The following is a 6,849-nucleotide window of genomic DNA, read 5'->3' on the forward strand; positions in this document are numbered from 1 at the left end:
CGGCATGAGCGATCCTCAATAATTCAAACACGCAGTGGGGTGGTGGGCCCAGGTGGCGAGGCCGTCTCCGCCGCAGCCGGACCCGCCGTCGGCGGGGGCGCAGTTTCTGGGCCGAGGGGGGCGGGGGTGAGGGTGAAGAGGGTGCAGGTCGTGTTGGCGAGGTCGTCGGGGGGGCAATTGTAATGATACGGACCGTAGATCGCGGCGATCGTGTCGAGGGCGACGCCGCCGGGGTAGATCTGGCCGGGGAGGGCGGGGCCGGCGAGGCCGAGGGTCGCATGCGGACGGCGGGCGCGGCGGTTGGACATACCGGACTCTCTAGTTTGCTACAGTGCCCTCGTCAAGCGCGAACGGCGTGGGGCAGGGGCGGACCGCCCCGTCACCCCGGCAACCCCTCCGGCACCTTCATCGGCTCGACGCCATCGGCCAGCGTCCACACCGGAGCGGCCCGAGCTGCTCCCGGGATCGATCCAGTTCAAATTGACGTTCGGCAATGCGGCGGCCGCCGCGGCCGTGCCGGACCTGTTGCGGCTGTTGAACTTGGATTCCGTGATCCGGCGGTTGCCTGACGGATTGGCGACGGAATTAGGGCCGGGCCGCACCTCACCCCTGTCCGGGGGCGAGGTGCAGCGCCTCTGTTTGGCGCGTGTGTTACTCCACTGGCAATCGGGAGAACTCCTGTTGGATGAGCCGACCTCGGCCCAATCGAGTATGGAGGCGGCGCAGCTTTTCGCGGCGTTGTAGGCGTGGACCCAAGGGAAAACCGTCTGGCTGGTCAGTCATCATCCGGAAGCCCGGCGGTGGGCGGATCGTTGTTGGGAATGCACGGGGTGGAACTGTCTGAAGGAACGGCCGCGATGATTGTTTCGTACCCATTGTCTACTGAAGAAGTGGCGATGCTGCGTGGCGGGGATTCGTCCCAGTGGATCGCAATACGGCAACGCATTCGCCGTTGGCTCTCCACCGACACCGCCAGCCCAGTGACGGCGTGGCAACTTTGTGGACTGCCTTTTCGAACCGCGCAACTGGGACCAACACCACTGACTTCCGGAGCACCGCCGAGTGAGGCGGCTGTCTGTGCGGCACGCCTAGTGGAGTGGATTGGAGCTTGTGTCGGCACCTGTGTTACTTTTCCGGGCATGAAGCAAGCCGCACAAACGGTATAGCAAGTTTTCCCCGTGCCCGGGTTTGAGGACCGGCAGAGCGCCGCGAGCTCGCGGTCTGCTTTAGTGTGGCACACGGAACATGCCGACAAAGACTGCCCGCCGGACTTCCTGGTCATCGCCTGTCTCCGCAATCCCGACGGTGTCGGAACGCGAGTGAGCCGTCCGATCATGCGGGAACTTGACAAGGAAGACGTCTGTTGCCTGACTACGCCGACTGCATTCGAGTTCATGTCGCGTGCCGCGTCGGCCCTGCCCATCGGTGTCTGGGAGCAGGGACGGCTGCGCTATGATCCCGTCTATTGCCGACCTCGGAGTGCCCTGGCCGCCCGAGCGCTACAGCAGCTGGCGGATGCCGTCGAGCGGAGCGCATTGATTGCCCCGCAAGCACCGGGGTGTGCCTTGATCATTCCGAATCGGCATACGGTCCATGCACGTGAAGGCTTTCATGCGCGCTATGATGGTACCGATCGCTGGCTGCTGCGCACGATGATTCGGGCGGACTGAAATCGTTCCATCTTCGATATGCCACGTGTATCGCTTAGCTCGGCACGGTGCGCGTCAGATAGCGCGCGATGGAGCGCTTGTAGCCGTCGGGCATGCGGAGGTTCGGGACGTCGGCCAGTGGAAAACAGTGCAGCGCCTGGTGTTCGTGACTCAACGTGAGCTGTTGGGGCGGATCGCACAACGTGCAGGCATAGGTCACAATCACGACCGGCGTGGTCGGCGCAACCGGATAGACCCAGACATCGATGAGTGGGCCGACTTCGATGCGCACGGAAAGTTCTTCGACCAATTCCCGCGCCAAGCAGGGTTCCGGATCCTCGCCATATTCTAATTTCCCCCCCGGCAGCTCCCACTCATCCCGCTCGTTCTGCAGTAACACGATGTGGGCGTCGATCACGACGATCCCTTTCACCGAGACGGGGAAGTGGGGGGGCGCGGGCATCGCTACATTGGGTGATCGGCATATCCATTCCGACTCGCTTTCTTTTAGAAGAGGCACAGCACGACGACACCGCCCATAATCACAACGGAACATTTACAGGGGCTCGCGTCGCCCCCTCCAGCGGCAAAGCCGCTGGAGTCTCCCCCTCAACGCGCCTTTGGCGCTGACACTGCGGATCGATTTCTCGTAACCTTCATCACAGCCACCGCTCCCGCAAGACGAGCATGCCAAGCACGACGGAAAACACAATGCCTATTTCCCGCGCCGCAGCGATCTTGGCCAGTCCGCCGAACGAATTGTGTACCGGATGCTGTACCGTCAGGCGCCGAGTCCCCATGACGCGATCATGAAATCGACGATGCGTGCGAACAACCGCTCGCCGATGGCTGTGGAATAGCCGTCGACGATGCCGACCACGCCGGTCGCTGAAAGGCGCCGCATGTCATGCAGCGAGGGAAGCGTCGTGCACTCCGCGCCGTTTGCGACTGCGCCGACGCGGACGTATGCCTGGCTCAACGCCCAGAGCATCGAGGTCTCGACGCAGCCGGCATGGCAATCGAGCGCGGTGCGATCCGGGAAGCATTCTCGAATCACGCCATTCGTCACAGCAAATAGCTGATGCAGATCCAATGCGGTGTGAACCTCGATCGCTGGATGCGCGCGCTGCACTCGTTGTGCGGCCTCCAGCGAGGGGGCAAAGTTTCCCCCATGGAAGGCGGTGAACAGCAATTGCGTGAACCCGTGTGCAATCACAGACTCCGCTACTTGCTCGACATACGCCATGAACGCCTCGCGGCTCACCGATACTGTTCCCGCAAAAGCCATGTGGTGGGCGGCGCAGCCGATCGGAATCACGGGGGCGACCAGGGTACGACCGAGCTGCAATGCGGCACGAACTGCCAGCGCTTCGGCCAACACCAAATCCGTCTCTAACGGCAAGTGATACCCGTGTTGCTCGATGGAGCCGGACGTAATGATGATCCGCTGCCAACCACGTTGCACCAGACGCTGCACCTCAGGTGATGTCATGGATTGCATCAAGACGGCTGGCGCGGTCATACATTTACTCCGCAGCGGAGTTGATAGAAGGTCGGAAGGCTGAACTGCGTGGTTGGGTCTTGCGCAAAGGCGGCTAATGCGCCGCGTATCTCGTCAATGTCCGCGCGCGTGGCCAGTCGGCTGTTGATGGCGGACTCGGCGATCGCTGCTAATGTGAGCGTGGCCATCTGTTTGCCCTCGCCGGTCGTGAAGACGGGCGTGACGGAGGAGACCTCGATGTCGTGATATCCGGCGGCTCGCACCATGCCCTCCAATTTGGGACCGATCGTGGCGTCGGCGCCGCGTTGCCGGGCCACGGTTTTGTAGAGTGCCACGTAGCGCGCGAACGCGGGACACGCCGGCGCGCACCGATGCCCATCGAAATCCACATCCTCGATGGCGATCGTGCCACCCGGCTTCAAGTGCTTGCGTAATCGTTGCAGCAGCGTGGCCGGTGCGGTGAGGTGAGACAGGAGTAGTCGCAGATAGATCAAATCAAATTGCCTGCTCATGGTCTCGATCCCAGGCATGACGTCGGCCGCGCTAAATTCCGCGCGCGCTCCAACGGCGAGCTGCGTCGCTTGCTGCTGGGCGATGGCAATGTTGGTGGCGTCCCGGTCGAGACCAAAGACCGTGCCAGTGGGACCAAGGATTTCAAACAGGCGCAGGCTGATGGCGCCATTGCCGCATCCCAGGTCGAGACAGTGCATGCCCGGCCGCAAGCCGGCGCGGATCAGAAACGGCTTACTCGTGGGCCACGTGGCATGGGCCAGGATACTTAAGCGATCCGATCCGGTGACGCCCCCGCGGATGATATAGCTGTCAGGCGCGCAGGCCTCGTCCGCACCGTCGGGAGGATGTGGCATGGTGGATGGCATAACGTTCTCCTGCAGTGACGCGGTGACAGCGACCGACGGCGCCAACACGCGCTTATTGTGACTCATGCACGAAAATATTCCTGGATGCCACTGCGATTGTTGTGGCCGGCGTCCACGTGCGTTCGTTGCAGCCATTTCATCGATTTGATGCCGAGTTCGTGTTCGATTCCGGACGCGGCGTTCCTGCAAACGCCAGCAGCGGCAGCAAAATGCCGGGGAGCATGAGCCACGGCAGGACCCATGTTGCCATGTGGGCCGTGACCAAAATGGCGATGCCAGTGCCACCAGTGAAACCGAGGGCTTTGATGAACTGTTGGCAGGCCTGCATGGCGCCCTTGGTCTGTGGTGGGGCGAGGTGGAGGTAGAGAAAGTCGATACGTGCCTCGATCAACAGCATCGGGACACTGAAGCAAAATCCCGCCGCGTACCACACGGCGGGCTGCGTGGCGCCGATGCACCATGCCAGCGCCACGGCTTCGCCGCAGGATGCGAGGCCCAGATACCAGAGTTGGCCAGCTCCCTCGGCGGGGACCCGCAGCTGGACCCAGGACTTATAGATGCGCGCTCCGACGACCGCGCCGATGCAGGCGATGAACGAAAACGTGCCCAATCCTGCTCCTTGCATGCGTAACTGGTGAAGTGCCACGACCGGCACGAGCGCGTTAAACAGGCCATAGGTCACGGAACGGGCGAGATAGAAAAGCGAGCATTGGGAGAGGAGCGGTGTTCGACGGATCGTGGCGAGATTTTCTGTAAAACCAAAAGCGCTGCGCCACCGCGTGGCACGGCGTAGGGCCTCGCGCCACGGCGCCGGCCGCGACGCCATCCGCAACGGGGCGATCAATACCAGCGAGCCCGCATACGTGGCCGCGTTGAACAACAACGCGCTTTGAATGCCTCCACGCTCGATCAGGATCCCCGCAAGCAGTGGGCCGCAGGCCAGCGCCACATAAAGGATCTCTGCGAGCGTCGCTGCGGCACGATTCAAGCGTGCGCGGTCTGGACACAGCGTGGCGACGACATCGGCCTTCGCGGCGTCGAAGCATCCAGTCAACACGTACCCACACCCAAACACGAGGATCGTCCCGGTCGTACCGATTGCGCGATAGGAAAACGCGAGAGTGATGAACAGCAGCAGCGCGAGCGCGTCGGAGACGATCAACACTGCTTTAGCCGGCAGGTGTCGGACCAGGACCGCGATCGCATTGCCGAACAGGAGCGTGGGGAGTTTCGTCACGATGAAACTGGCCGCCAGCGAGACGGGGTTGCCAGTGAGTGAGTACACGATGACGGCCAATGTCAGTCGCGCGGCGAAGTTGCCGAGATTGGAGATCAGATAGGCCGCGTAAAATTGGGTCAATGGCGGGAGGGTGTCACGGTGGTTCATCGCACGACCTGCACGGCGTTCTGATTCAATACCGTGAGCAGCACGTTGGGAGCGCCGGGTTCCACGACGAAGGCATAGCCGGTGTCCGGATCCGGTCCGACGTAGAGTCGTGGCGGTGCGGTCCTGTGACGGACGGCAAACCCGCCGTCTTGCAATGCGGCAGCGGCGGTGCGGAGATCCGCAGCGCGCACTTGCACGGCGCAGAGTTCCCCATAGCGACTGTCGGCAGGGATCCATCGTGCGTCGAACCACTGCTCGAACTCCTGCGGTGTTATCCAACGGAACTGCTGAAAGCCAAATGAAAGCGTATGCTGTTTCTGTTCGCACTGCGGCAAGACGGCTGCCAAGGTGCGCGCCCAGACTGCGATGCGGTCTGCTGGAGTGTCGGTACAAAACACGAATCCACTGATCGCAAAAATCGTGTTGGGTCCCATGATCAGCGTGTTCGGTGTGCGCGGTCGGGTCAGATATTCGATCGCACACAATTCACAGCCTGGGACGTGGGCGGCAGGGAATTCCGCAAAGGCCCACGTCACCGGACCATCCGGTTGCTCCGGACGCCTCCGCCGCACGATCGGCGGCGTTCGCGGGACAACGGTTTGGAGGTGGCGGTGAGTCTCCTCAATGTTATACGTGTGGAGTCCGATACCATAGGGGCGCGGATGACGGCGTAACCAATGTTCTGCGGCATCGGCATCCCGGAGAAACGCGGCTTCGTCCTCGATCGTAATAAATTCCAGATACGTGCCGGTAAGGTGGACGAAGCCGGTCAGCATGCCTTTCGGGTGATGCGACCGGTGGTCACAGCGCAGAAACCCGGCGCGCTCAAAATGGCGCAGTGTCGCCTCGAGATCATTGGCGGAGCTGAAGGAATAGACATGATCGCAATGCATACCGGACGAATCGACTTTCACCCGAACTCCCTGCTGCAGTACGGCGGCAGCGTTGTCTCGCGAGACTCACCCCGGTAACACCGCCGGCACCTTCAGCGGCTCGACGCCGTCGGCCAGCGTCCACACCGGATCATCCGGCGTATGGATTTTATTTTCGCCGGTCGCGAGGATCACCCGCTTCACGCCGGCGGCCTTCAGATGCGTGATCACCTGCGCGATCGACCAGCTGCTGCTCGGGATGTTTTTATCCACGAACGCGAAGTCGAACTGCGCATAGTCCGGCGCCGCGGCCGTGCAGGCGTCCATCGACGGATAAATCGCCAACCGCCCGATCCCCAACCGCTGTTGCTCCGCCTCCCACGCGAATTGGATGCCGGTGTCGTCGTCGATCACTAACACTCCAGGGCCAGTGGCCGAGCCGTTGCTCGGGGCCGTAGCCGGTGTCGTCCCCGCCTCCGCCGAAGGCGCACGCCTGCCAACCGTCGGGCAGGGATCCGCCGGTGGCGGAGGCGCTGCCACACCCGCAGCATCACCCGCAGCA

The 6,849-nt window shown here is 62.5% G+C and carries 10 protein-coding genes; 2 read left to right on the plus strand and 8 right to left on the minus strand.

Annotation, left to right across the window (positions count from 1 at the left end):
- Positions 1 to 23: 23 nt before the first annotated feature.
- On the minus strand, positions 24 to 308 hold the full coding sequence (locus HY696_10020) for a hypothetical protein (protein MBI4238730.1): 285 nt from the start codon (positions 306 to 308) through the stop codon (positions 24 to 26).
- Positions 309 to 480: 172 nt separating this feature from the next.
- Between HY696_10020 and HY696_10025 the strand changes: the two genes are divergently transcribed.
- Positions 481 to 744, plus strand: a complete 264-nt coding sequence (locus HY696_10025) for an ATP-binding cassette domain-containing protein (GenBank protein MBI4238731.1) — start codon at positions 481 to 483, stop codon at positions 742 to 744.
- 485 nt (positions 745 to 1,229) lie between these two features.
- Positions 1,230 to 1,670 (plus strand): TauD/TfdA family dioxygenase, encoded by a 441-nt coding sequence (locus HY696_10030; protein MBI4238732.1) that lies wholly within the window; start codon positions 1,230 to 1,232, stop codon positions 1,668 to 1,670.
- A gap of 34 nt (positions 1,671 to 1,704) precedes the next feature.
- On the opposite strand, the gene HY696_10035 is transcribed toward HY696_10030, so the two are convergent.
- The 7 genes from HY696_10035 to HY696_10065 all read right to left on the minus strand — a co-directional run.
- On the minus strand, positions 1,705 to 2,112 hold the full coding sequence (locus tag HY696_10035) for an NUDIX domain-containing protein (GenBank protein ID MBI4238733.1): 408 nt from the start codon (positions 2,110 to 2,112) through the stop codon (positions 1,705 to 1,707).
- Between the two features lie 196 nt (positions 2,113 to 2,308).
- Positions 2,309 to 2,449, minus strand: a complete 141-nt coding sequence (locus HY696_10040) for a hypothetical protein (GenBank protein MBI4238734.1) — start codon at positions 2,447 to 2,449, stop codon at positions 2,309 to 2,311.
- The gene (locus tag HY696_10045; protein MBI4238735.1) at positions 2,431 to 3,141 is read right to left on the minus strand and encodes a creatininase family protein; all 711 of its coding nucleotides are present in this window, start codon (positions 3,139 to 3,141) and stop codon (positions 2,431 to 2,433) included. The genes HY696_10040 and HY696_10045 overlap by 19 nt, the downstream gene beginning before the upstream one ends.
- A gap of 26 nt (positions 3,142 to 3,167) precedes the next feature.
- Positions 3,168 to 4,028 (minus strand): class I SAM-dependent methyltransferase, encoded by an 861-nt coding sequence (locus HY696_10050; protein ID MBI4238736.1) that lies wholly within the window; start codon positions 4,026 to 4,028, stop codon positions 3,168 to 3,170.
- 136 nt (positions 4,029 to 4,164) lie between these two features.
- Positions 4,165 to 5,415: an MFS transporter gene (locus HY696_10055; GenBank protein MBI4238737.1), complete on the minus strand. Its 1,251-nt coding sequence runs from the start codon at positions 5,413 to 5,415 to the stop codon at positions 4,165 to 4,167.
- On the minus strand, positions 5,412 to 6,308 hold the full coding sequence (locus HY696_10060) for a VOC family protein (GenBank protein ID MBI4238738.1): 897 nt from the start codon (positions 6,306 to 6,308) through the stop codon (positions 5,412 to 5,414). Before HY696_10060 ends, HY696_10055 begins: the two co-directional genes overlap by 4 nt.
- A 66-nt stretch (positions 6,309 to 6,374) precedes the next feature.
- The coding region (locus HY696_10065) for a hypothetical protein (protein ID MBI4238739.1) at positions 6,375 to 6,849 on the minus strand (475 nt) is incomplete at its 5' end.

The organism is Deltaproteobacteria bacterium (assembly GCA_016210045.1).
In the GTDB taxonomy this organism is placed as follows: Bacteria; UBA10199; UBA10199.

Bases quoted from the DNA above. Each gene is read 5' to 3' on its own strand.
- HY696_10060 (MBI4238738.1), bottom strand. From the start codon at position 6,308: ATGCATTGCGATCATGTCTATTCCTTCAGCTCCGCCAATGATCTCGAG.
- HY696_10055 (MBI4238737.1), bottom strand. From the start codon at position 5,415: ATGAACCACCGTGACACCCTCCCGCCATTGACCCAATTTTACGCGGCC.
- HY696_10020 (MBI4238730.1), bottom strand. From the start codon at position 308: ATGTCCAACCGCCGCGCCCGCCGTCCGCATGCGACCCTCGGCCTCGCC.
- HY696_10050 (MBI4238736.1), bottom strand. From the start codon at position 4,028: ATGCCATCCACCATGCCACATCCTCCCGACGGTGCGGACGAGGCCTGC.
- HY696_10035 (MBI4238733.1), bottom strand. From the start codon at position 2,112: ATGCCCGCGCCCCCCCACTTCCCCGTCTCGGTGAAAGGGATCGTCGTG.
- HY696_10045 (MBI4238735.1), bottom strand. From the start codon at position 3,141: ATGACATCACCTGAGGTGCAGCGTCTGGTGCAACGTGGTTGGCAGCGG.
- HY696_10040 (MBI4238734.1), bottom strand. From the start codon at position 2,449: ATGGGGACTCGGCGCCTGACGGTACAGCATCCGGTACACAATTCGTTC.